This window comes from Cupriavidus sp. 05T42 (assembly GCF_056396345.1).
In genome coordinates this window covers 239,825-262,116 of record NZ_JBFTLH010000006.1, presented here as the reverse complement: position 1 = coordinate 262,116, position 22,292 = coordinate 239,825, and the positions used below count along the sequence as shown (strand labels likewise).

Here is a 22,292-nt window from a genome sequence, read left to right as displayed (position 1 = left end):
ATTATAATCCGCGGCATGAACGCCAGAACCTCCAATGCGCAGGCGCCTGCTCCGGCCCCTGTCGCCCCCGACGAAGACGCCCCCGCTGCCCTGAGCGCAGCCCCCCTCCCCGTCGCCGAACCCGCCACGCCGATCCCGTCCGCCACGGCCGCCGCCGAGTTGGCCGAGGCCAGCGGGCCGGACCACCAGCAGTTCGTGGATTGGCTGCGCGCCGTCGCGCCTTATATCCACGCCTTCCGCGGCAAGACCTTCGTGATCGCCTTCAGCGGCGAGCTGGTCAAGGCCGGCGTGCTCAACGCGCTCGTCAACGACGTGGCCCTGCTGCACGCCATGGGCATGCAGATCGTGCTGGTCTTCGGCTCCCGCCCGCAGGTGGAGGAGCAGTTGGCATTGCGCCATGTGGAATCCCAGTACGCGGACGGCGTGCGCATTACCGACAACGCCGCGCTCGAATGCGCCAAGGAGGCGGCCGGCGAGCTGCGCCTGGACATCGAGGCCGCCTTCAGCCAGGGCTTGCCGAACACGCCGATGGCTGGCGCGCAGCTGTCGGTGGTCTCCGGCAACTTCATCACCGCGCGGCCGGTGGGCATCGTCAACGGGGTCGATTACCAGCACACCGGGCTGGTGCGCAAGATCGACAACGACTCGATGCACATGTCGCTCTCGCACGGCAAGGTGGTGCTGCTGTCGCCGCTGGGCTTTTCGCCCACCGGGCAGGCGTTCAACCTGTCGATGGAAGACGTGGCCAGCGCCACCGCCAGCGCGCTGAAGGCCGACAAGCTGATCTACATCACCGAAGTGCCCGGCGTGCCGGACCCGGTGGGCAAGCTGATGAAGGAAATGTCGCTGCGCACGGCCGTGGAGCGGTTGCAGAACAACCACCTGCCGCCGGACGTGGCCTATTACCTGGAACATCTGGTCAAGGCGCTCAAGGGCGGCGTGCCCCGCGCGCACTTGATCCCCTATTCGCTCGACGGCTCGGTGCTGCTGGAGCTCTTCCTGCACGATGGCGTAGGCACCATGGTGTCCGACACCGACCTGGAAAGCCTGCGGGAAGCCACGCTCGATGACGTGGGCGGCATCCTGCAACTGATTGCACCGCTTGAGGCCGATGGCACGCTCGTGCCACGTGGACGTCACCTGATCGAGCGGGATATCGGCAATTTCTCGGTGATCGAGCACGATGGCGTGCTGTTCGGCTGCGCCGCGCTCTACGAATTCCCGCGCGAGAACATGGGCGAGATGGCCTGCCTGACKGTCTCGTCCGAGGCCCAGGGCACTGGCGACGGCGAGCGGCTGCTCAAGCGCATCGAGCGCCGCGCCCGCGCGCTGGGGCTGGACCGGCTGTTCGTGCTCACCACGCGCACCGAGCACTGGTTCCTGAAGCGCGGCTTCGTCCACGCCACCGTGGACGACCTGCCGGAAGACAAGCGCAAGCTCTATAACTGGCAGCGCAAATCGATGGTGCTCATGAAGAAACTGTAACGCCGGCAGGGCCAAGCCCAGCCTTGGCCGGGCTTGGCTACAATAGCGGCCACGCAGCCGCCCAGAACCGGCATCACGAATCGGCGTCCCCTCGCACCACAAAAGCGCCACGAACAAGGAGTTTCACATGGCCCGCACGGTCCATTGCATCAAGCTGAACAAGGAAGCCGAAGGCCTCGACTTCCCGCCGCTGCCGGGCGAACTCGGCAAGAAGATCTGGCAAAGCGTGTCGAAGGAAGCCTGGGCCGGCTGGCTCAAGCATCAGACCATGCTGATCAATGAGAATCGTCTGAACATGGCCGACACCCGCGCGCGCCAGTACCTGCTCAAGCAAACCGAGAAGTACTTCTTCGGCGAAGGCGCCGATGCGGCCGCCGGCTACGTGCCGCCGGCGAACTGATTCGCCAGTCTGGAAAAACGAAAAGGGGTGCTTTATCAAGCACCCCTTTTTCATGGGCGGCCGGTTAGGCCGCCCGGGCCACGCTTCCGGTCAATAATCGGTGCGCTGCACACCCTGCTCCGTGCCCAGCAGCAGCACGTCCGCGCCACGCAGCGCGAACAGCCCCACCGTCACCACACCCGGGATCTGGTTGATCTGCTGTTCGATGTCCTTCGGCTGGGTGATGCGCAGCGCCGAGACGTCGAGGATCACGTTGCCGTTGTCGGTCTTGTAGATGCCGCCTTCCTTGGTCATGCGCAGGCGCGGCTGGCCACCGAGCGCGGCCAGCTTGCGCGCCACGGCTGCACGTGCCATTGGGATCACCTCCACCGGCAGCGGGAACGCGCCGAGCGTGTCCACGAGCTTGCTGCCATCGGCGATGCAGACGAAGCGGCCGGCCACGGCGGCCACGATCTTCTCGCGCGTCAGCGCGCCGCCGCCGCCCTTGATCATCGCGCCCGAGGCGTCGATCTCGTCGGCGCCGTCCACGTAGACGGGAATCTCGTCCACTTCGTTCAGGTCCAGCACCTGGATGCCATGCTGCTGCAGGCGTCGCGTGGAAGCCTCCGAGCTGGACACCGCGCCCGAGAAGCGCTCCTTGAACGCCGCGATGGCGTCGATGAAGAGGTTGGCGGTGGAGCCGGTGCCGACGCCGAGTACGGCGCCCTGGGGCACTTCCTGCTTCACGTAGTCGGCGGCGGCTTGCGCCACCAGCGCCTTGAGTTCATCCTGCGTCATGTGAAAACAGCCTGATTGCTTGGGGGGAAACGCGTAGTGTAGCGGATCGGCGTGTGACGGCGTTGTTTCCAACCGTGCCAGCGCCGTTACAATGAATGCTGACTTCCCAAGCGGGCGGCAACTGACGGAACCGGATGGAACAGATCATGACCGAGCTAGAGCAACTGAGACAATTCACCACGGTAGTGGCCGATACCGGCGACTTCCAGTTGATGAAGCAGTACACGCCGCAGGACGCGACCACCAATCCGTCCCTGATTCTCAAGGCGGTGCAGAAGGCCGAATATCGGCCCCTGCTCGAGCAGGCCGTGCGCGACCATCATGGCAACGCGGGCCTGGACGCCGTGATGGACCAGCTCCTGATCGCCTTTGGCTGCGAGATCCTGGCCATCGTGCCGGGCCGCGTGTCCACCGAGGTCGATGCACGGCTCTCGTTCGACACCCAGGCCACCGTGGACAAGGCGCGCCACCTGATCGGGCTGTACGAGCAGCGCGGCGTGGCGCGGGAGCGCGTGCTGATCAAGATCGCCTCCACCTGGGAAGGCATCAAGGCAGCCGAGATCCTCCAGCGCGAAAACATCCGCTGCAATATGACGCTGCTGTTCTCACTGGTGCAGGCCGTGGCCTGTGCCGAGGCCGGCGCGCAGCTGATCTCCCCGTTCGTCGGCCGTATCCTCGACTGGTACAAGAAGCAGGCAGGTGACAAGTGGGACGCCGACGCCAATGCCGGCGACAACGACCCGGGCGTGCGCTCGGTGCGGCAGATCTACGACTACTACAAGAGTTTCGGCCATGCGACCGAGGTGATGGGCGCGAGCTTCCGCGGCACCGGCCAGATCCTGGCCCTGGCTGGCTGCGACCTGCTGACGATCAGCCCGGAGCTGCTCGAGCAGTTGGCGGCTGGGCGCGGCACGGTCAAGCGCAAGCTGTCGGTAGAGCATGCGCAGGCAGCGAATGTGGCGCGCGTCGTGGCCGACGAGCCGGCGTTCCGCTGGCAACTGAACGAGGACGCGATGGCCACCGAAAAGCTGGCCGAAGGCATCCGCCTGTTCGCGGCCGACGCGGTGAAGCTGGAAAAGCTGGTGGGAGAGCTGGCCGCCTAGGCCCTTACCACAGCGCCGGCAGGCACTGCCCTGCTGGCGCCGCCAGCACGAGGTCCGCGGTGGCGTCCAGCGCCGACGGCTGCGGATTGACCACGATCACGAACGCCCCGTTCTCCCTGGCCATGCCCGGCAGCGCCGCCGCCGGATACACCAGCCCCGACGTGCCGACCACCAGGCACAGATCGCAGGTCTCCGCCGCGTGCTCGGCGCGATAGCGCGCCACGCGCGGCAGATCCTCCCCAAACCAGACCACCCCGGGCCGCATCATCGCGCCGCACAGCGCGCAATGCGGCGGTTCGCCCGGCACCGGCGGCACCGTGTCGCAGTGTCCGCAGCCATCCAGCCATTTGTTGGCGAACAGGTTGCCGTGCAACTCGATCACATGCTGGCTGCCGGCCTGCTGGTGCAATCCGTCGATATTCTGCGTGACCAGCGTGACCGGTTTCTGGTCCGCCAGCTGCGCCAGCGCGAAGTGCGCGGGGTTGGGCTGGGTGGCCGAAACCATCGCGCGGCGGTGCTCGTACCACTGCCAGACCAGCGCCGGCTGGCGCCGGAATGCGGCCTCTGTAGCGAGATCTTCGGGGTCGAAGCGGGCCCAGAGGCCCGTCAGCGCGTCACGGAACGTCGGCACGCCCGATTCCGCCGAGACCCCCGCGCCAGTCAGCACGAAGATCTGGCGCGCCGCCGCGATTCGGTCGCGCGCCTGGGCGAGCAATGCCGCGTCCAGAATCATCGCCAATATGCCGATGTCAGCGYGGCAGTCGGCGCTGGCGCACCGCCTCGTACAGGCAGACGCCGCTCGCCACCGACACGTTCAGGCTTTCCACGCCGCCCGCCATCGGAATGCCGACCAGCTCGTCGCAGGTCTCGCGCGTCAACCGGCGCATGCCCTCGCCTTCGGCGCCCATGACGATCGCCATCGGGCCCTTGAGGTCCAAGTCGTACAGCGTCTTCTCGGCGCCGTCGACCGTGCCGACCACCCAGATGCCGCGCTCCTGCAGCTCGCGCAGCGTGCGCGCGAGGTTGGTCACGGTGATGTAAGGCACGGTTTCGGCCGCGCCGCTGGCCACCTTGGCCACCGTGGTGTTCAGCCCGACGCTGCGATCCTTCGGGGCGATCACGGCATGCGCGCCGGCGCCATCGGCCACGCGCAGGCAGGCGCCGAGGTTGTGCGGATCGGTCACGCCATCGAGCACCAGCAGCAGCGGCGTGCCTTCGATGCTATCGAGCAGTTCGTCCAGATTGAGCGCCAGCGAGATGTCGTCGGCACGCGCCACCACGCCCTGGTGGCGATCGGTGCCGGCCATGCCGCGCAGGCGGTCGGCATCCACCGGATGCAGGCGCACGTTCAGGCTTTCCGCGAGGCGGATGAAGTCCTGCATGCGGCGGTCGCGCCGGTTGGATTCGATATAGATGTCGGACACGCTCTTCGCGTCTTGGCGAAGGCGTGCGTTCACGGCGTGAAAGCCGATCAGGAGTTTGTGTTTGGCCATGGCGGGATTGTACCCGCCATGGCCACCCCGGCGCCGCGTGTTTTAACGCTTGCGTGCCGGGCGCGCGGTCTTGGCCGCCGCCTTGGCGGTGCGCTTGGCCGTGGGCTTGCGCGGCTGCTCGAGGTGCGCGGGCTTGGGCTTGGCCGCGCGCTTGGCCGGCTTGCCGCCGGACTTGCCATGCGGCGCATGACCCACATGCGGCTTCATCGGCGTGATCACGGCCTCGAACACCGGCTGCTCCTCGATCACGCGGTCCAGCGTCTCGTCGAACGATTCCTCAGGCTTCGACGTGCCGCCAAGCAGCGCCGCCAGCTGACGGCCCTTCTTGCGCGCGGGCACCGCATGGGCGGCCGGCACGCGCGGTTGCACTTCGGGTCCCGTCGTGCGGGCGCGCAGCGTCTTGGCCGACGGCTCCTGCACCAGGCGGAAGTCGATCTTGCGAGCGTCCAGGTCGACGCGCGACACCTGCACGCGCACGCGGTCGGTCAGCCGATAGCGGATGCCCGTGCGCTCGCCGCGCAGTTCGTTGCGAGCCTCGTCGAACTGGAAGTAGTCGCTGCCCAGTTCGGTCACGTGCACCAGCCCTTCGACATAGAGTTCGTCGAGCTGCACGAAGATGCCGAAGGAGGTGACCGCGCTGACCGTGCCGGCGAAGTCGCTGCCGAGCTTGTCGCGCATGAAGTAGCACTTCAGCCAGGCCTCCACATCGCGCGAGGCCTCGTCAGCCCGGCGCTCGTTTGCCGAGCAGTGCAGGCCCAACTCATCCCAGATGGCTTCGTTGCGCTTGGCCCGGGCGGCCGAGTTCTGCGCCTTCTTCTCGGCATCGGCCGCGTTCAAGCGGCGCGCCTTGGGCGAGACCGCTGTGTTCAGCTCGGTGCCGTGCGCGAACGCCGGTTGGTACTTGGTGTGCGCCAGCACGGCCTTGATCGCGCGGTGCACGAGCAGGTCGGGATAGCGACGGATCGGACTCGTGAAGTGGGCGTAAGCCTCGTACGCGAGGCCGAAGTGGCCGATATTGTCGGGGCTGTAGACCGCCTGCTGCATCGAGCGCAGCAGCATGGTCTGGAGCATCGGCGCGTCGGGGCGGGACTTGATCTTGTCCATGACCTCGGCGTAGTCCGATGCCTGCGGCTTGTCGCCACCGCCCAGAGACAGGCCGGACGTGCGCAGGAACTCTCGCAGATTCTTGAGTTTTTCCTCGCTCGGGCCCGCGTGGATGCGGTACAGCGCCGGATGCTTGAAGCGCTCGAGGAAGTCGGCCGCGCAGACGTTGGCCGTCAGCATGCACTCCTCGATCAGCCGGTGCGCGTCGTTGCGGGTGCGCGGCAGGATCTGCTCGATCTTGCCCTGCGCGTTGCAGACGATGTAGGTCTCGGTGGTGTCGAAGTCGATCGCCCCGCGCTCGCGGCGCGCCTTGAGCAGGACCTGGAACAGCTCGTACAGGTTCTGCATGTGCGGCACGAGGTCACCGCGCTTGTGCGCCTCGGGACCCTTGGTGTTCGACAGCACGGCCCAGACCTCGTTGTAGGTCAGGCGCGCCTTGGAGTGCATCACCGCCGGGTAGAACTGGTAGCCCTTGAGTTCGCCCTTGGCCGTGATCACCGCGTCGCAGACCATGCACAGGCGGTCCACGTGCGGGTTCAGCGAGCAGAGGCCGTTGGACAGCTTCTCGGGCAGCATCGGAATCACGCGGCGCGGGAAGTAGACCGACGTGGCGCGGTCCAGCGCATCGGCGTCCAGCGGCGTGCCTGGGCGCACGTAGTGCGACACGTCGGCAATCGCCACGATCAGGCGCCAGCCCTTGGCGCGGCCGATCTTGACCGGCTCGCAATAGACGGCATCGTCGAAGTCGCGCGCGTCTTCGCCATCGATGGTGACCAGCGGGATGTCGCGCAGGTCGATGCGATGGTCGAGGTCGGCTTCGCGCACCTCGTCCGGCAGCCCCTGCGCTTCCTTGGCGGCGGCCGGCGAGAACGCATGCGGCACGCCGTACTTGCGCACGGCGATCTCGATTTCCATGCCGGGATCGTCGATATCGCCCAGAATTTCCACCACGCGGCCCACGGGCTGCACGTAGCGGTCCGGATACTCGATCAGCTCCACGCTGACCACCTGTCCCACGCGGGCCTTGCCCTGCTGCTTGGGCGGAATCAGAATGTCCTGGCCGATGCGCTTGTCCTCGGGCGCTACCACGAGCACCCCGTTCTCGGACAGCAGGCGACCAATCACATAGCGGTTGGCGCGCTCGACGATCTCGACGATCTGCCCTTCCGGGCGGCCACGGCGGTCGTAGCCCACCACGCGCACTTGCGCGCGGTCGTTGTGCATCGCCTTCTGGAGTTCGCGCTCGGGCAGGAAGACATCGTCCTCACCGTCATCGCGAATCAGGAAACCGAAACCGTCGCGGTGCCCCTGCACACGGCCGACGATGAAATTCGGTTGGTGGGCCAGCTCATAGCGGCCCTTGCGGTTCAGTTCGATCTGGCCGTCGCGCTCCATCGCGGCGAGGCGCTTCTGGAAGCCGTCGTGCTCCTTGCGCGTGACGGCCAGGGCCTTGGCGATATCGCCTGCCGATTGCGGCGACCCCGAAGTTCTCAGCACGCCGAGGATTTCTTCCCGGCTAGGGATCGGATAGTTGTTCTGATTCAATTTTTCTGGAAACTATTTKACAAACGTTTTACGGTCGCTATAATGGCGGCTTCGGTTGTTTCGACACCTGCCCAGGTGGCGGAATTGGTAGACGCACTAGGTTCAGGTCCTAGCGGTGGCAACACTGTGGAGGTTCGAGTCCTCTCCTGGGCACCAGGTTTCAGCGAGAAGCCCGCAACGCAAGTTGCGGGCTTTTTGTTTTGCGGCATCGCTATGATTTTCGCGTTGCCGACGCTGATCCGAGAAACCTGCAAATCCGCACTCCCCTCTACGCCATTCTGGCTTGTGAATTCATTGGCGGCACKGCGCCGTCGATGAGTGTATCAGTTTCAGTGCCGATTCCGGCATTATCCGGCACGATTCGGCCACCCTTCGCGAAAAACAAACGGCAACAATGGCCATTTACCGCGTTGACAGTTCGACCATCTGTAACTAAGATGGTTTCACATTGAGATTTCGTTCATGAGCACCAGCAGCCGGTTTGCCGTCGCCGTTCACACCCTGACCCTGCTCGCGCAGAGCGACGGCCCCGTGCCGTCGTCGATGATCGCCGGCAGCGTGGGGACGAACCCGGCGCTGATCCGGCGCATCATCGGCGCCCTGACCGACGCCGGATTCGTGGCCACAACGATGGGCAGCACCGGCGGCGCCACGCTTGCGCGGCCCGCATCGGCCATCACGCTGCTCGAAGTGTTTCGTGCCGTGGAGACACCGTCGATGATCACGCTGCACCAGAGCGCGCCCAACCCAGCCTGCATGGTCGGCCGCGAGATCACCGGGGCGCTGCGCCAGGTGGCAGACCGGGCGCAAGCTGCMATGGACGCCACGCTCGCGGACATCACCATTGCCGGCATGCTCGCGGATGTCGAACACGCCGCCGCGCAGCGCCGCAAGCGCTGATTTTTTTACCTCGATATGTAACCATCTTGGTTTCATATCGCCACTGTGAAGGAGCAACACCCATGAAAATCGCCATCATCGGCGCCACCGGCAACGTGGGCACCCGCCTCACCGATGAAGCCCTGCGCCGCGGCCACACCGTGACCGCCCTCGCCCGCCAGGCCAGCAGCCTGCCGGCACGCACCGGCGTGACGCCGCGCAACGTGGATGTGGCCGACGGCGCAGCTCTCGCCGCCGCCCTGCGGGGCCACGACGCCGTGATCAGCACCGTGCGATTCCTGCAGGCCAAGGCGCCGCAGATCGTCGATGCGGTCAAGGCCGCCGGGGTCGAGCGCTTGCTGGTGGTGGGTGGCGCAGGCAGCCTGTTCGTGGCGCCCGGCGTGCAACTGGTCGACACGCCGACGTTCCCAGCCCAGTACAAGGACGAGGCCGCCGCAGGCCGTGATTTCCTGAATGCGCTGCGCGGCGAAACCGCGCTGGCGTGGACGTTCCTGTCCCCGTCCGCGCTGTTCCTGCCGGGCGAACGCACGGGCAAGTTCCGGCTCGGTGGGGAGGAACTGCTGGCCGATGCGGCCGGCAAGAGCACGATCTCGATGGAAGACTACGCGATCGCCATGCTCGACGAGATCGAAGCGCCGGCGCATGTGCGCCAGCGGTTCACGGTCGGCTACTAGTCCGAATACTGAGTCCGGATCGCGGATAGCGCAGCCGACATGGCGATGGCTCGGCCGGCTCAGGCCGCCGAGTCGTCGTCCAGCAGCGAGGCGCGCTTGCCGCGCTTKAGCCAGGCCGCCAGGTTGTGCGGACGCAGCGTGTCGTATTCCTCGAACGGCTGGTGGATCCAGGGGTTCGACGGCAGGAACGTCACATGGTAATCCGGCTCCACCTTCGAGCACGCCTTGTACCAGAGCACGGCCGAGCGCACGTCGGTCACGGCCGGATAGCGCTCCTTCAGGTGGCGGCCCACACGTTCCAGCGTCACGCCGGAATCTACGAGGTCGTCCACGAGCAGGATCTTGCCGGACAGCTCGCCGCGCGTCATCGTGATGTACTGGGCGATGTCGAGATCGCCCTGCTGCGTGCCCGCCGCCTCGCGGTAAGAGCTGGTGGCCAGGATGGCCAGCGGCACGTCGAAGATCCGCGACATCTGGTCACCCACGCGCAGGCCGCCGCGCGCCAGGCACAGGATCTTGTCGAACTTCCAGCCCGACTCGTGCACGTTCAGCGCCAGCCGCGCGACCAGGCGGTGGTAATCATCCCAAGAGACCCACAGGTTCTCTTCGTCATTGGTAGGCAGGTTCATGATCTGTTTCTTCTCTCAGGTCAGGTCTCTGGTCGATGACCGATAGACAAAGCCGATAAAGCTTCGGCCCGCATTCCGCGGGCCGATTGGCTTGGTGAGGCCGCGACACTCGTGGCGCCGCGATCATGCTCACGGGTAATACCGATACGTCAGGCCACCTGGTACGGGTGGCGCAGCAGGATCGTTTCGTCGCGGTCCGGACCGGTCGAGATCATGTCGATCGGAATGCCGACGACTTCTTCAATCCGCTTCAGGTACACGCGGGCCGCCTCGGGCAGCGCGTCCCATTGCTTCACGCCGAACGTCGACTCGTTCCAGCCCGGGAATTCCTCGTACACCGGCACGCAGGCGGCCACGGCATCCGAGCCGCGCGGCAGGATGTCGACGGTCTTGCCGTCGAGCTCGTAGCCCACGCACAGCTTGATCGTTTCCAGGCCGTCCAGCACGTCGAGCTTGGTCATGCACAGGCCCGAAACGCCGTTGATCTGCACCGAACGCTTCAGCGCGGCGGCGTCGAGCCAGCCGGTGCGACGCGGACGGCCGGTCACCGAGCCGAATTCCTTGCCGACGTTGGCCAGGCGCACGCCCACGGCGTCCTGGCGCGCGGGGTTGTCGTTGTCATACAGCTCGCTCGGGAATGGGCCCGCACCGACGCGCGTGCAGTAGGCCTTGGTGATGCCGAGGATGTAGTTCAGACGGCCCGGGCCGACGCCCGCGCCCGCTGCAGCCGCACCAGCCACGCAGTTGCTCGACGTGACGAACGGATACGTGCCATGGTCCACGTCCAGCAGCGTGCCTTGCGCGCCTTCGAACATCAGGTTGCCGCCGCTCTCGTTCACGGCGTACAGCTCGGCCGACACGTCCGCCACCATCGGCTTCAGGCGCGGCGCGTACGACAGCATCTCGTCGAGAATCTGCTGGTAGTCCACGGCTTCGGCGCCCAGGTACTGGGTCAGCATGAAGTTGTGGAATTCCACGTTCTCGCGCAGGCGCTCGGCGAAGTGCTTCGGATCGAACAGGTCCTGCACGCGCAGCGCGCGGCGGGCAACCTTGTCTTCGTAGGCCGGGCCGATGCCACGACCGGTGGTGCCGATCTTGGCGGCACCACGGCGCGMTTCGCGGGCCTTGTCGATGGCTACGTGGTACGGCAGGATCAGCGTGGTGGCTTCGGAGATGCGCAGGCGGTTCTGCACCTGGAGGCCGGCGGCCTCGAGTTCCTCGATCTCACGGAAGAGTGCCTCGGGCGACAGCACAACGCCGTTGCCGATGTAGCAGACGGTGCTCTCGCGCATGATTCCCGACGGGATCAGTCGCAGGATGGTCTTCTTGCCGCCGATGATGAGCGTGTGGCCAGCGTTGTGGCCGCCCTGGAACCGCACCACGCCTTTTGCATGATCGGTAAGCCAATCGACGATTTTCCCTTTGCCTTCGTCACCCCACTGGGTTCCGATCACGACGACATTGCGTCCCTGGCCTACTGCGGATGCGGACATGTTGAATTGGTCAGAAGGTTAAAAACGTATTCTACTCTCGTTGCCGGACGGTTCCCGATTTTCGGGCGCACGTATGACACCGCGACAGCGATTTTGCGCCGAAAAAAGGCGCAAAAAGTCACATGGAGAGCGGAGGAAAATGCCGGAACGCGTCGTGCGAACCGGCTGAATCGGGTCTTAGCGCGGTACCACCACCCAGGCATCGCCCTGACGAACCAGCTGCCGGTCGCAGTTGAATTCATCGAGCTCATGAGTATGGCCGGGCAGCGACTGAATCACGATCTCGCCGGTCGCGCGCAGCGACGCGATGGTCGTGCGCAGGCCCGGATCGGCGTCCCACGGGGCGTAGATTGCCAGCGCGCGGACTTCCACCGGCGACAGTGCCGCCACCTCGCGCAGATCGAGCGAGAAGCCGGTAGCCGGGCGCGCGCGGCCGAAGGCCTCGCCGACCTTGTCGTAACGGCCGCCACGGGCCACGTAATTGGGCAGACCCGCTACGTAGGCCGTGAACATCACGCCGCTGTGATAGTGGTAACCGCGCAAATCGGAAAGGTCGATGTTCACGCTGGCGCCGCGTACCTGCGCGGCCAGCGCCGACAGCTCGTCCAGTGCGCGGCCGATGGCCGGGCTGGCCGGCAGCGTCGCGCGGGCGCGCTCGATCACCTCGACGCCGCCGTAGAGCGTCGGCAGGGCCAGCAGCGCGTCGCGCTCGGTCTGGGGCAGGCCTTCGGTCAGCACGCGCAGTGCGGGCACGTCCTTGGTCTCCAGCGCGGCAAACATCGCGTCCTCGATCTTGCGGATCGACGGCAGGCCGTCCAGCAGCGCCTCGAGGATGCCGGCGTGGCAGAGGTCCAGCCGCACATTGGTCAGGCCGGCGGCATCAAGGGCGGCCAGCATCAGTTCCTGGATCTCGACGTCCGCTTCCAGGCCGGCATGGCCGTAGATCTCGGCGCCGATCTGCAGCGGCTCGCGCGTGGCATGGAAGCCGGCCGGGCGCGCGTGCAGCACGTTGCCGGCGTAGCACAGGCGCGTCACGCCGGGACGATTCAGCAGATGGGCGTCGATGCGCGCCACCTGCGGCGTGATGTCCGCGCGCAGGCCCATGGTGCGGCCCGACAGTTGATCCACCAGCTTCAGCGTGCGCAGGTCCAGGTCATGCCCGGTACCGGTCAGCAGCGACTCCAGGTACTCGAGCATCGGGGGCATGACCAGCTCGTAGCCATAGGTGCGGAACAGGTCCAGCATGCGGCGGCGCAGTTCTTCGATCTTGCGCGCTTCCGACGGCAGGACGTCGGCAATGTTTTCGGGCAGGAGCCAGTGGTCGGACATGGTGAATCTCTTCTCTCAAAAACGGTTTCAGGCCGGCTGGTCTGACCGGCCGGCCTGGCTATCCGGCGCGGACGGCGGCGCACTTCGGCGCGGCCCCTCCAGCCGGACAAAACCCCGGGCGGGCCGGGGTTTTGTCGAACGCACGCGAGTCTGCGCGTGCCGCCCTACTTCTTGCCTGCGGGTGCGGCAGCCGGACTTCCGCCGGACGAGCGCATATAGCGGAAGAAGTCGGAATTGGGCTCCAGCACCATCACGTCACGCTTGTCGCGGAACGTGTTGCGATAGGCCTCCATGCTGCGCCAGAACTGCGCGAAGCTCGGATCCTTGCCGAAGGCATCGGCATAGACCTGCGATGCCTTGGCATCGCCCTCACCCTTGACCACCTGGGCGTCGCGATAGGCCTCGGCCAGCAGCACCTCGCGCTGGCGGTCGGCATCGGCGCGGATCTTCTCGCCCTCTGCGGCACCGGTGGAACGCAGCTCGTTCGCCACGCGCTTGCGCTCGGCTTCCATGCGGCGGTAGACCGATTCGCTGATGGCGGGCAGCAGGTCCACGCGCTTCAGGCGCACATCGAGGATCTCGACGCCCACCGACTGCGCGTACTCGGACATGCCGGCACGAATGTTCTGCATCACCTTCTCGCGCTCGCCAGCGACTACGTCAGCCACGGTGCGCTTGCCAAACTCCTCGCGCGCCACGGAGTCGATCCGCTGCGTCATGCGATCCTGGGCGCCGCGCACGTTGCCGTTGAACGCCACGAAGAACTTGCGCGGATCGGTGATGCGCCATTTGACGAACCAGTCCACCACCATGCTCTTCTTCTCGGCGGTCAGGAAACGCTCGCTGGCGGCCACGTCGATCGTCTGCAGGCGGCGGTCCATGAAGACCACGTTCTGCAGCGGCGGCGGCAGCTTGAAGTGCAGGCCGGGCTCGCGCACCACCTGCTTGATCTCGCCGAACGCGAACACCACGGCGTACTGGCGCTGGTCGACCACGAACAGCATCGACGACACCACGGCCAGCAGGATGAAAAGTCCAATCGCGAAGGAAATCAGTCGGTTCATGACGGGTCTCCTCAGCGCGAATCGCGGTCGCGGTTGCGCATGCCTTCGCGCGACCGGATGTCGGTGCCTGCCTCGGGCACGGGCGGTGCGCTCGTGCCCGGCGTCGGCGYGGGCGTGGCGGCGGTGCCTTGCACCTGCGACATCAGCTTGTCCAGCGGCAGGTACAGCAGGTTGTTGCCGCCCTTGGCGTCGATGAGGATCTTGTTCGTGTTGGCGTAGATCTGCTGCATGGTTTCCAGATAGATGCGATCACGCGTCACCTGCGGCGCCTTCGCGTATTCCGTCTGCACCGAGCGGAAACGGGCCGCATCACCCTCGGCCTGCGCCACCACGCGGGAGCGGTAGCCCTCGGCCTCTTCCTTGAGGCGGGCGGCAGTACCCTTGGCACGCGGCAGGATGTCGTTGGCGTACGACTGGCCTTCGCTGATCGCACGCTCGCGATCCTGGCTGGCCTTGTTCACGTCATCGAACGCAGCCTGCACCTGCTCGGGCGGCTGCACGCTCTGGACGTTGACCGAGATCACGCGGATGCCGGTCTTGTACGCGGACAGGATCGTCTGGATCGACTTGGCCAACGACTGCGCAATCTCCTCGCGGTTCTCGTACAGCACCGCATCCATCTTGTTGCGGCCCACGATCTCGCGCACCGACGTCTCGGCGGCCTGCGTCACCAGTTCCTCATCGCCACCGCGGTCGGTCTTGTTGAAAAACAGGAATTCGCCGGCGTCCTGGATGTCGTACTGCACCGTGAAACGGACGTCGATGATGTTCTCGTCCTGCGTKAGCATCGACGAGTCCTTGAGGTTGCTGTCCTTGATCGACGTGGCACGGCCCACTTCCACCGAGCGCACGTTCGACAGGTTGACCACCTCGGCCGACTGAACCGGCCAGGGCATGCGCCAGTTGATACCGGGGCCGGTCGTGTACTTGAACTTGCCGAACTGCAGGATCACGGCGGTCTGGCCTTCCTGCACCATGAAGAAGCCGCTGGCCAGCCAGATACCGACCACGGCCGCCACGATGATGCCCATGCCGATGTTCGAACCCTTGCCCGGCGTACGGGGGCCGTTGCCGAAGTTCGGGCCACCCCCGCCGTTGTCCTTGCGGCCCAGCAGGCCGTTCAGGCGGCGGTTGAAGTCGCGCCACAGTTCGTCGAGGTCGGGCGGGCCGTCCTGCGGCCGCTGGTTCTGCTGGCGATTCTTATCCTTGTCCTTGTCTTCATCGTCCTGACCGTTACGGCCCCAGCGGGGATCGTTCAGCGAGAAGATGGCGCGCAGGCGCGACCAGCCTGCAGGATGCAGGGCTTGGCTGCCTGGCACAGAGCGCGAGTCAGGATTCCGTTGGAACAGGGGCATGAAGTGCACGGGTCCGGGAAGTTTGGAACAGGGGGATTCTAGCAGTCATCTTGATCACTTTTGCTCAAAATCCCCAATCGGGTGGCGAATCTCGCTGAACAACAATGAGATTGCCTGCTTAATTCGCGCGCGGAGGGTCCGAATCGGGGTCATCTGGGGCATCTGGGCCCTCCCGGCCGTCCGGTTCGAACATGGCGTCGTCGGCCAGCCCCGGCACCTCGGCCAGGCGCGGGTCGTACGGCGCCGGCGCATCGGGTTGCTCCGCCAGCCAGCGCGCCACATCGACGATGGCCTCGCGCAGCACGTCGAGCCCCACGCCCTCGCGGGCGGACAGGAACACGCGCTTCGGCACGCCATCCTCGTCGCGCTCCACGCGCGGGCCCTGCTCAAGCAGTTCGGGCGCGGCGTCGATCTTGTTCATCACGACGATCTGCGGGATATCCGACGCGTTGATCTCGGCCAGCACGCGGTTGACCTGCTCGATCTGCTCATGCCGCACCGGGCTGGAKGCATCCACCACGTGGAGCAGCAGGTCGGCGTGCACGGTCTCGTCCAGCGTGGCGCGGAACGCCGCCACCAACTGCGTCGGCAGGTCGCGGATGAACCCGACCGTATCCGACAGCACGACATTACCCAGGCCCTCCAGGAACAGACGGCGCGACGTCGTATCGAGCGTGGCGAACAGCTGGTCGGCGGCATAGGCGCGCGCCTTGGTCAGCGCGTTGAACAGCGTGGACTTGCCCGCGTTGGTATAACCCACCAGCGAGATGCTGAGTGTGTCGTTACGCGCGCGGGCACGGCGCTGCGTATGGTGCTGGCGCTGGAGCCGCGACAGGTCGGCTTTGAGCCGCTTGGCGCGCTCATCGAGCATCCGGCGGTCCAGTTCGATCTGGCGCTCGCCGGGGCCGCCGCGCATGCCGATACCGCCCTTCTGCCGCTCCAGGTGGCTCCATGCGCGAACCAGGCGCGACGCCTGGTACTGGACCTGGGCGAGCTCCACCTGCACCTTGCCGACGTGGCTTTGCGCACGCTGGCCGAAGATGTCGAGGATCAGGCCAGTACGGTCGATGACATGCCGGTTCAGGAATCGCTCCAGATTCCGCTGCTGGGCGGGACTGAGCGCGTGGTTGAACACGACGATGTCGGCGTCGAGCGCGTCGGCCGCTTCCTTGAGTTCCTCCGCCTTGCCGGAGCCGATGAACAGCGCGGGGTCGGGACGCGAGCGCTTGCCCGTCAGCGTATGCACCGGCAGCGAGCCGGCCGTGGAGGTCAGCAGCGCCAGTTCGGACAGGCTTTCCTGGAAATCATGCTTGCCGAAATCCACGCCCACCAGGATGGCGCGAGACGGATCGGTATTGGAGGTAGCTCTGGGTTGCAAGCGGGAGGACGCGAAGCGCCTGAAGGAGAAACGGTTGTTAATACAATGGCCGGCTGCGGCAACGTGCCGCGGCGGATGGCACCATCCGCGTGGGACGGTACTGAAGAGGGAAGGCACGGTGCTGCGGCCGCATCGCAATGCGGCCGGCAGCGAGAGAGGAAGTATCAGCCCTCGGGGGAGTCATCCACGCGGAAGTTGACCGCGCGCGCAGGCACGACGGTGGAAATCGCATGCTTATAGACCATCTGCGTCACGGTGTTACGCAGCAGGACGACGTACTGGTCGAACGATTCGATGTTGCCTTGCAGCTTGATGCCATTGACGAGGTAGATGGAAACCGGCACGTGCTCTTTGCGCAGCGCGTTCAGGAACGGGTCTTGTAGCAATTGCCCTTTGTTGCTCATGGCACACTCCAAAATTATAGATTTAGTGATGGATGATGGGGACAAAAGTCCCCGGTTCAAGTCAGTTGGCGCAAAACCGCGCCAGAAAAAAGATCAAAACGGTACCAGGCTGGCATCAACGTGCAGGGCTTCCCCTGCTACCGTGAATTTAGCCTCAGTTCCAAACGAACGCAAACGAAACTTGGCCGCGAAGAAAGGCACCATTGCGCCTCATTCCTTCGAGTCGGCGTACGGGTTTTTGTTCGTACGAAATTCGATGCGCAGCGGTGTGCCCTTGAGTTTGAACGCTGTCCGGAAKCGGTTTTCCAGATAGCGACGATAGGTCTCGGCCACACCTTGCAGCGCGTTGCCGTGCACCACGATGATCGGCGGATTCGAGCCGCCCTGGTGCGCGTAGCGCAGCTTGGGGCGCGACGCGCCCACCCGCCTGGGCTGCTGGAACTCCACCGCTTCGGCCAGCACACGGGTCAGCTGCGGCGTGGGCAGCTTGACCATCGCGGCGGCGTACGCCTCATCCACGGAGCGCAGCAGCGCGCCGATGCCGGTGCGTTCGCGCGCGGATACGAAGTGGAAATTCGCGAAGCTCAGGAATTGCAGCTTGCGCTCCAGGTCGTGCTTGATGCGGTCACGCGCGTGGCCGTCCAGTCCGTCCCACTTGTTCACGCCCACCACCAGCGCCCGGCCGGATTCGACGATGAAGCCGGCGATGTGCGCGTCCTGCTCGGAAATGTCCTGCTGGGCGTCGAGTAGCAGGACGACCACGTTGGCGTCGGCAATCGACTGCAGCGTCTTGACCACCGAGAACTTCTCGATCGCCTCGAACACCTTGCCGCGCTTGCGCAGGCCAGCCGTGTCGATCAGCGTGTACGGCTTGCCGCCCCGCTCGAATTCCACATAGATCGCGTCACGCGTGGTGCCCGGCATGTCGAACGCGATCACGCGCTCCTCGCCGATCAGCGTGTTGACCATCGTGGACTTGCCCACGTTCGGGCGCCCCACGATCGCGATCTTCACGCCGCGATGGCTCTCATCCGTCTGCTCGGCGAGCTCCGGACGCTCCTGCACGGCCATCTCCAGCGCCTCGTCCACGAGTTCGCTCACGCCGTCGCCGTGCGTGGACGAAATCGCATAGGGGTCGCCCATGCCGAGTTCGTAGAAGTCCGCGGCTACCGAGGTGTACTTCATGCCCTCGGCCTTGTTCACGGCCAGCATGATGCGACGACCGGTCTTGCGCAGGTAGTCGGCGATCACACGGTCCTGCGGCGCCAGGCCCAGGCGGCCGTCGACCAGGAAGATGACCACGTCGGCCTCGACCACGGCCTGGCGCGTCTGCTTGGCCATCTCGGCCACGATGCCGTCCTTGGCCACGGGTTCGAAACCACCCGTGTCGATAACGATGAACGGACGCTCGCCGATGCGGCCTTCGCCGTAGTGGCGGTCCCGCGTGAGACCCGGCAGGTCGGCCACAAGGGCGTCCCGGGAGCGGGTCATGCGATTGAATAGCGTCGACTTGCCCACATTCGGGCGTCCGACGAGTGCGATAACTGGTTTCATGCAATAAACGGAAACKGGGGGCGGCATATGCCGTCCCCCGGCAACTCCGGAGTCATGTTGATCCGACAACCATCGCACGGATTACCGCGCGGCTGGCCGTATTCCCTGAAATGGGGCTTCCTGTCGGGCGCGGAACCGGGGCGAATCGCCACCTTCCGCAGTTGCTGGCACGACCAGGGATCATGCTACCGGATTGGCGCCGGTCGTGCGACAGGGGCACGGCCAGGCTTGCGTGCGCTGGCGATCAGTTCGGTACGAAACCGAAGATATCACCGTCGCGGGTCTGTACGACCAGCGTCTGGCCGGCCACGACCGGCGCTGCGCTGACGGCGCTGCCGTCGGTCTTCATGCGGGCCACGATCTGCCCGTCTTCACGGGACAGGAAGTGGACAAAGCCCTCGAAATCGCCCACCACCACCGAGCGGCCGAGCGCGATCGGCGCACCCAGGCTGCGATAGCGGAGCTGGTCGTTCTTCCAGCGCTCGTTGCCGTTGGAACGGTCGAACGCGAAGAGGGTCGAGGTTTCGTCGCTGGCGAACAGTGACGTTTCATCCTGGGCCAGCCCGGTCGGCGAGGAGAAATCCTTGCCCCACTGCGGCTGGCCGTTGGCCAGTTCCAGGCACGACACACGGCCCTGGAAGGTCGTGGCGCACACCTGGCGGCCATTGACGGCCGGTACGCCGGTCACGTCGTTGAGCCGTTCGATCTCGGACACGCCCTTCGGATACGACACCGTGCTTTCCCAGCGCAGCACGCCGTTGCCGGGTGCCAGCACGCCGAGCTTGCCACCCGGGAAGCCCATGACGATGCCGTCGCCAGCATAGACCATGCCCATGGCGGCGCGCAGGTTCAGCGGGGTCTGCGAGCGCTGGTAGATCCAGCGGCGGTCGCCGGTCTGGGCGTCGAGGCCGATCACACGCGTATCGGTCGTGCGCACGACCACGAGGCCGTTGCCGACCAGCGGCGCCGACAGCACCTCGCCGTTGACCTGCTTCTTCCAGATCTGCTTCCCGCTGGTGTCGAAGGCGTAGATCGCGCCCTTCTCGCCGGCCACAGCCGTCACCGAGCCGTCCGAGCCGGGGCCCGAGGTCAGGTCGAGGTCGGTCTTGGCCTTCCAGAGCGTACGCCCCGAATTGCCTTCCAGCGCCAGCACGGTGCCGCCCTTGGACGACACGTATACATTATTACCAGCCGCCACCGGGGCCATCACGTACGGGCCGCTCTTGCCCACGTCGGCCTTCCAGGCCTGCTTGACGGACAGCGTGGCCGAAATCGGCTTCAGCTCGGTGGGCGGATGCTTGTTTTCCTTGCCGAACAGCGAGCAGCCGGCCAGCGCGCTCACGCAGGCGCCGGCGACTACCACGCGGGCGACACGGCGAGACACCACGGGAGACAGCGAACGGATGGCGGCGGCGCGGAGCAATGACGTCATAGGGATACGATCCTAAGGATTATTCGATGTGCCGCTCAGGCCGTGCCCAGCGCGTCGAGCTTGAACTGGATGATCTGGCGCATACCACCTTCATCGGCGCTCAGCTTCTCCAGCGCTTGGCGGTAAGCAGTGCGAGCGTCGTCGCGCTTGTCCTGCGCGGCCAGCAGGTCGCCCCGGCGGTCAGCGAACAGTGCCTCGAACTGGGCGGGCGGCGTGTCCTTCAGCAGCGCGAGGCCCTGGTCGTACGCCTTCTCGTCGAGCAGCACGCCGGCCAGACGCACGCGCGCCAGCGGCGCGTACTCGTCGCCACCATGATCCACGGCCCACTGCAGCTGCGTCTTGGCGCCGGCCAGATCGCCCGCATCGTACAGCACCTTGGCCGCCACGAGCGCGCTCATCGGACCATAGGCCGTACGGCCGAACTTGTCCTCGAGGTCGGTGGCGGCGCGCTTCACGCGGTCCGCGTCGCGGGCCTCGGCAGCCTTGGTGACCTGCTCGTACAGCAGCGCGGCATCGCGCGCCTGCACGCGCTGCCAGTAGTTCCAGCCACTCCAGGCCGCGAAACCGAGCAGCGCGGCAATCACGATCCACGTGATGATGTTGCCGTACTGGTTCCACCAGGCCTTCAGGCTCTCAAGCTGTTCCTGTTCTTCTAGATCGTAAGCCATGTCTCGCAAGCCATGTCGCGGCAGTTACCCGCAAAGGTTGATAAGTCCGGCCGTCCCCCGGGATCGGCCAGGCTGGATACCGCTGAATTCGCTTATTGTTCGTCTTCCGCGTCGTCCGCGGTGTCAGACTCTGTCGCGTTGATCATCGCGTCGATGATGTGGTCCACCACCGCTTCGGCCGCAACGCTTGCCTGCGGGCCGCCGTCACCAGCGCTGCCGCCACGCAGCTGCTTGACCTGCATCACGCCGGCMGCCACTTCGTCGTCGCCAATAATAACGGCAAAGGATGCGCCACTTGCGTCGGCGCGCTTMATCTGCGACTTGAAGCTGCCGCTCTTGCCATCCGGCGTGGCATGCACCACCACGTCCAGGCCGGCGTCGCGCAACCGCTCGGCGACGATCATGGCCTGCTGGCCGGCCGCCTCACCCTGGTGGACCAGATAGACATCGCAACCTGGCGCTTCCGGCGCGAGCTTCTCTTCGCGCATCAGTTCGATGATCCGCTCGATGCCCATCGCCCAGCCGCAGGCCGGTGCGGGCTTGCCGCCCATCTGCTGGATCAGCGGATCGTAGCGACCGCCGCCGGCAATGGTGCCCTGCGCGCCGAGCTTGTCCGTGATCCACTCGAACACGGTCAGGTTGTAGTAATCGAGCCCGCGCACGAGGCGCGGATTGATCTTGAACGGAATATTGTTGGCCAGCAGCAGGCGCTGCACGCCCTCGAAGTGGGCCAGCGACTCCTCGCCCAGGAAGTCGATCAGCTTGGGCGCGTTGGCGGCCATTTCCTGGAGCGCCGGATTCTTCGTGTCCAGCACGCGCAGCGGATTCGTGTAGAGGCGGCGCTTGCTGTCCTCGTCGAGGATGTCCTGGAAGCCCTCGAGGTACTTGATCAGTTCCTCACGGTGGGCCGCGCGCTCATGCGCCTGACCCAGCGAATTGAGTTCCAGCCGCACGTTGACCAGGCCCAGGTCGTCCCACAGGCGCTGGCACATGAGGATGATCTCGGCGTCCACGTCGGGGCCGGCAAAGCCAAGTGCCTCGGCGCCAAGCTGGTGGAACTGGCGATAGCGGCCGCGCTGCGGACGCTCATGGCGGAACATCGGACCGGTGTACCAGAGGCGCTTCGGGCCGTCATAGAGCAGGTTGTGCTCGATGGTCGCGCGCACCGCCGCCGCCGTGCCTTCCGGGCGCAGCGTCAGGTGCTCGCCGTTCAGCGCATCGGTGAAGGAATACATCTCCTTCTCGACGATGTCCGTCACCTCGCCAATGCCACGGACGAACAGCTGCGTATGCTCGACGATCGGCGTGCGGATCTGCTGGTAGCCGTAGGCACGCAGCATGCTGCGTGCGGCATTCTCGAACATTTCCCACAGCGGGGCGTCGGCGGGCAGCATGTCGTTCATGCCCTTCACGCCCTGCAGTGCCTTGGCGGCCTTCGTCTTCTCTTCGCTCATATCCGTTTCGTTACCTGCGGTGTTGCCTGCCTCGCTGCGATGCAGCCGGGT

The 22,292-nt window shown here is 65.7% G+C and carries 20 protein-coding genes and 1 tRNA gene; 6 read left to right on the top strand and 15 right to left on the bottom strand.

Features of this window, described 5'->3' with window-relative positions:
* The first annotated feature begins 15 nt into the window (after positions 1-15).
* The gene (gene argA, locus AC1EJR_RS10855) at positions 16-1,485 is read left to right on the top strand and encodes an amino-acid N-acetyltransferase (RefSeq protein ID WP_092289657.1); all 1,470 of its coding nucleotides are present in this window, start codon (positions 16-18) and stop codon (positions 1,483-1,485) included.
* 127 nt (positions 1,486-1,612) lie between these two features.
* On the top strand, positions 1,613-1,885 hold the full coding sequence (locus AC1EJR_RS10850) for an oxidative damage protection protein (RefSeq protein WP_092289659.1): 273 nt from the start codon (positions 1,613-1,615) through the stop codon (positions 1,883-1,885).
* 90 nt (positions 1,886-1,975) lie between these two features.
* Here AC1EJR_RS10850 and rpiA read toward each other — a convergent pair whose 3' ends face one another.
* Complete coding sequence (rpiA, locus tag AC1EJR_RS10845) at positions 1,976-2,662, bottom strand: ribose-5-phosphate isomerase RpiA (protein WP_092289661.1); 687 nt, start codon at positions 2,660-2,662, stop codon at positions 1,976-1,978.
* A gap of 146 nt (positions 2,663-2,808) precedes the next feature.
* Here rpiA and tal point away from each other — a divergent pair, with 146 nt between their 5' ends.
* Positions 2,809-3,765, top strand: coding sequence for a transaldolase (gene tal / locus AC1EJR_RS10840; RefSeq protein ID WP_477113329.1), 957 nt, complete (start codon positions 2,809-2,811; stop codon positions 3,763-3,765).
* A gap of 4 nt (positions 3,766-3,769) precedes the next feature.
* On the opposite strand, the gene AC1EJR_RS10835 is transcribed toward tal, so the two are convergent.
* The 3 genes from AC1EJR_RS10835 to rnr are packed head-to-tail and all read right to left on the bottom strand — an operon-like array spanning position 3,770 to position 7,907.
* On the bottom strand, positions 3,770-4,498 hold the full coding sequence (locus tag AC1EJR_RS10835) for an SIR2 family NAD-dependent protein deacylase (protein ID WP_441593551.1): 729 nt from the start codon (positions 4,496-4,498) through the stop codon (positions 3,770-3,772).
* Between the two features lie 16 nt (positions 4,499-4,514).
* Positions 4,515-5,258, bottom strand: coding sequence for a 23S rRNA (guanosine(2251)-2'-O)-methyltransferase RlmB (gene rlmB / locus AC1EJR_RS10830; protein WP_092289663.1), 744 nt, complete (start codon positions 5,256-5,258; stop codon positions 4,515-4,517).
* A gap of 42 nt (positions 5,259-5,300) precedes the next feature.
* Positions 5,301-7,907, bottom strand: a complete 2,607-nt coding sequence (gene rnr / locus AC1EJR_RS10825) for a ribonuclease R (protein ID WP_092289665.1) — start codon at positions 7,905-7,907, stop codon at positions 5,301-5,303.
* Positions 7,908-7,976: 69 nt separating this feature from the next.
* Between rnr and AC1EJR_RS10820 the strand changes: the two genes are divergently transcribed.
* The 3 genes from AC1EJR_RS10820 (at position 7,977) to AC1EJR_RS10810 (ending at position 9,481) form a co-directional block, all read left to right on the top strand.
* A tRNA-Leu gene (locus AC1EJR_RS10820) sits at positions 7,977-8,063 on the top strand.
* A 306-nt stretch (positions 8,064-8,369) separates the two neighbouring features.
* Entirely contained in the window at positions 8,370-8,807 is a 438-nt protein-coding gene (locus AC1EJR_RS10815) for an Rrf2 family transcriptional regulator (protein ID WP_092289667.1), read from the top strand.
* 62 nt (positions 8,808-8,869) lie between these two features.
* Entirely contained in the window at positions 8,870-9,481 is a 612-nt protein-coding gene (locus tag AC1EJR_RS10810; RefSeq protein WP_092289669.1) for an NAD(P)-dependent oxidoreductase, read from the top strand.
* A gap of 59 nt (positions 9,482-9,540) precedes the next feature.
* Here AC1EJR_RS10810 and AC1EJR_RS10805 read toward each other — a convergent pair whose 3' ends face one another.
* From AC1EJR_RS10805 to hisS, 11 genes are all read right to left on the bottom strand, one after another.
* Entirely contained in the window at positions 9,541-10,110 is a 570-nt protein-coding gene (locus AC1EJR_RS10805; RefSeq protein ID WP_092289671.1) for a phosphoribosyltransferase, read from the bottom strand.
* A 149-nt stretch (positions 10,111-10,259) separates the two neighbouring features.
* Entirely contained in the window at positions 10,260-11,603 is a 1,344-nt protein-coding gene (locus AC1EJR_RS10800) for an adenylosuccinate synthase (protein WP_477147046.1), read from the bottom strand.
* A gap of 177 nt (positions 11,604-11,780) precedes the next feature.
* A complete protein-coding gene (locus AC1EJR_RS10795; protein ID WP_477113328.1) occupies positions 11,781-12,932 on the bottom strand; it encodes an ATP phosphoribosyltransferase regulatory subunit in 1,152 nt (383 codons plus the stop codon).
* Between the two features lie 164 nt (positions 12,933-13,096).
* The gene (hflC, locus tag AC1EJR_RS10790) at positions 13,097-13,996 is read right to left on the bottom strand and encodes a protease modulator HflC (RefSeq protein ID WP_092289677.1); all 900 of its coding nucleotides are present in this window, start codon (positions 13,994-13,996) and stop codon (positions 13,097-13,099) included.
* 11 nt (positions 13,997-14,007) lie between these two features.
* Positions 14,008-15,351, bottom strand: a complete 1,344-nt coding sequence (gene hflK, locus AC1EJR_RS10785; protein ID WP_477147045.1) for an FtsH protease activity modulator HflK — start codon at positions 15,349-15,351, stop codon at positions 14,008-14,010.
* Positions 15,352-15,469: 118 nt separating this feature from the next.
* Positions 15,470-16,729, bottom strand: coding sequence for a GTPase HflX (gene hflX, locus AC1EJR_RS10780; RefSeq protein WP_092289680.1), 1,260 nt, complete (start codon positions 16,727-16,729; stop codon positions 15,470-15,472).
* Positions 16,730-16,893: 164 nt separating this feature from the next.
* Positions 16,894-17,133, bottom strand: coding sequence for an RNA chaperone Hfq (gene hfq / locus AC1EJR_RS10775; protein WP_092289682.1), 240 nt, complete (start codon positions 17,131-17,133; stop codon positions 16,894-16,896).
* Positions 17,134-17,343: 210 nt separating this feature from the next.
* Positions 17,344-18,687, bottom strand: a complete 1,344-nt coding sequence (gene der, locus AC1EJR_RS10770) for a ribosome biogenesis GTPase Der (RefSeq protein ID WP_092289684.1) — start codon at positions 18,685-18,687, stop codon at positions 17,344-17,346.
* A 244-nt stretch (positions 18,688-18,931) separates the two neighbouring features.
* Positions 18,932-20,119, bottom strand: coding sequence for an outer membrane protein assembly factor BamB (gene bamB / locus AC1EJR_RS10765; RefSeq protein WP_092289686.1), 1,188 nt, complete (start codon positions 20,117-20,119; stop codon positions 18,932-18,934).
* A 35-nt stretch (positions 20,120-20,154) separates the two neighbouring features.
* Positions 20,155-20,787: a YfgM family protein gene (locus AC1EJR_RS10760; RefSeq protein WP_092289688.1), complete on the bottom strand. Its 633-nt coding sequence runs from the start codon at positions 20,785-20,787 to the stop codon at positions 20,155-20,157.
* Between the two features lie 92 nt (positions 20,788-20,879).
* Positions 20,880-22,241, bottom strand: coding sequence for a histidine--tRNA ligase (gene hisS, locus AC1EJR_RS10755; protein ID WP_477147044.1), 1,362 nt, complete (start codon positions 22,239-22,241; stop codon positions 20,880-20,882).
* Between the last annotated feature and the right edge of the window lie 51 nt (positions 22,242-22,292).

Excerpts from the sequence above, each read along its gene's own strand:
- AC1EJR_RS10760 (WP_092289688.1), bottom strand. The coding sequence starts at position 20,787 with ATGGCTTACGATCTAGAAGAACAGGAACAGCTTGAGAGCCTGAAGGCC.
- hflC (WP_092289677.1), bottom strand. The coding sequence starts at position 13,996 with ATGAACCGACTGATTTCCTTCGCGATTGGACTTTTCATCCTGCTGGCC.
- hfq (WP_092289682.1), bottom strand. The coding sequence starts at position 17,133 with ATGAGCAACAAAGGGCAATTGCTACAAGACCCGTTCCTGAACGCGCTG.
- AC1EJR_RS10810 (WP_092289669.1), top strand. The coding sequence starts at position 8,870 with ATGAAAATCGCCATCATCGGCGCCACCGGCAACGTGGGCACCCGCCTC.
- bamB (WP_092289686.1), bottom strand. The coding sequence starts at position 20,119 with ATGACGTCATTGCTCCGCGCCGCCGCCATCCGTTCGCTGTCTCCCGTG.
- AC1EJR_RS10795 (WP_477113328.1), bottom strand. The coding sequence starts at position 12,932 with ATGTCCGACCACTGGCTCCTGCCCGAAAACATTGCCGACGTCCTGCCG.
- AC1EJR_RS10850 (WP_092289659.1), top strand. The coding sequence starts at position 1,613 with ATGGCCCGCACGGTCCATTGCATCAAGCTGAACAAGGAAGCCGAAGGC.
- tal (WP_477113329.1), top strand. The coding sequence starts at position 2,809 with ATGACCGAGCTAGAGCAACTGAGACAATTCACCACGGTAGTGGCCGAT.
- rpiA (WP_092289661.1), bottom strand. The coding sequence starts at position 2,662 with ATGACGCAGGATGAACTCAAGGCGCTGGTGGCGCAAGCCGCCGCCGAC.
- AC1EJR_RS10835 (WP_441593551.1), bottom strand. The coding sequence starts at position 4,498 with ATGATTCTGGACGCGGCATTGCTCGCCCAGGCGCGCGACCGAATCGCG.